This window comes from Bacillus sp. LR--39 (genome assembly GCF_053613335.1).
On sequence record NZ_JBSIOT010001417.1, the window covers coordinates 1 to 552 of the forward strand.

2 pseudogenes are annotated in these 552 nt (G+C 45.7%); both read right to left on the minus strand.

Going from position 1 to position 552, the window contains the following annotated elements:
- A pseudogene (locus tag ACWHAR_RS30865) lies at positions 1-438 on the minus strand (ribonuclease R); the annotation flags it as partial.
- Between the two features lie 18 nt (positions 439-456).
- Positions 457-552, minus strand: a pseudogene (locus tag ACWHAR_RS30870) (carboxylesterase); the annotation flags it as partial.

A 552-nucleotide genomic window follows, 5' to 3' on the forward strand; every position in this document is an offset into this window, starting at 1 on the left:
TTCTGTATACGTGCCGACAACCCGCTGAATCGCTCTTTCTAAAATCCGTATGACGGTTCCTTCCTGCCTGGAGCCGCTTGACTGTGAGTTCAGACGAACCATGACGATATCGCCGTTCATTGCCGTATTCAGCTCATTAGGCGGAATAAACACATCACTTAACGACGTATCCTCAGGCAGCAAAAAGGCGAATCCTTTCGCATGGGCTGAAATCTTTCCTTTTATTAAATTCATCTTCTCCGGAATGCCGTAGCGGTCGCTTCTCGTCCGTACAATAAGCCCTTTTTCTTCCAAGGCGACTAACGCTTTGACGAGCTCTTTAAACTCCTCGGCTTCCGTAATATTTAACATCTCCTCAAGTTCCTGAACGGTCAGAGGTTTGTACGCCTCTTCCTTCATAAACGAGAGAAGCTTTTCCATAAATGCTTCTTTTTCCATTATCCGACCTCCTGTTGATTACCAATCGAGCTTCTCTAAAAATTCATACACATCCTGATGGACGAGGTCACGTTCTTTGTCGAGTGTAATGACATGCCCTGATTCCTCGTACCA